This is a genomic window from Sphingobium sp. DC-2, assembly GCF_000722555.1.
GTDB lineage: Bacteria > Pseudomonadota > Alphaproteobacteria > Sphingomonadales > Sphingomonadaceae > Sphingobium > Sphingobium quisquiliarum.
Window position 1 is genome coordinate 1 of the sequence record NZ_JNAC01000019.1, and the last position, 650, is coordinate 650.

General features: G+C 52.3%; 1 protein-coding gene. It reads right to left on the bottom strand.

The genetic code is table 11. The annotated features are described in order from the left end of the window. A partial coding sequence (locus ET21_RS27555; protein WP_337587942.1) for a helix-turn-helix domain-containing protein occupies positions 1-266 on the bottom strand: 266 nt, incomplete at its 3' end. Between the last annotated feature and the right edge of the window lie 384 nt (positions 267-650).

The following is a 650-nucleotide window of genomic DNA, read 5'->3' on the forward strand; positions in this document are numbered from 1 at the left end:
CCTGCTTTTACTCCGCCGCGCTGGCCTAAAATCCGACCGCCGTTGACACACATGGCGAATGCTTCGGGAAACGCTTCCTTGAGCTTGGTTATGCTGCGCGCCGATAGGGAGTAGCCTACCGAGGGAGTCGGATAGATGCGGGTTAGCGTCGAAGGGGCCAAACCCGACCGGCGTGCAATCTCTGTTGCGGACAAGCCGGTTTCCTCGATCAGGCAGCCGATCAGCCCGCGTGCCCTTTGCTGATCCCATTCGTAACCGTAAGGCATTTTTTTCGCGCCTGCTTTGGGCACATTTGTGCGACCGCTTAGGAAACAACATTCGCCGGGATTTCTCCAGCGGATGTCATGTTTGCGCGAATTTAATTGCTTGTCTTTGGATGGTGCAAACCTCCGATACGCATATTGAACATCTATACAATTTGCGCATCTAAAGTTTCGTTATGCGCGCTCAAAATGGCATTTTCCTACACAATATCACTCTGCGTTTGCATATATGCGCACGCGTGAGCAGAAACGGTTTGCGTGTAACGGAATTTACGCATAGGAGATTTGCGCAAGTTGCGCATACGCACATGTGTGCGTCTGGGTACGTGCAGGGGGTGAAGTGAAGCAGCCCCCAAAATGACCGGACAGTTCCTCACACTTATGTAA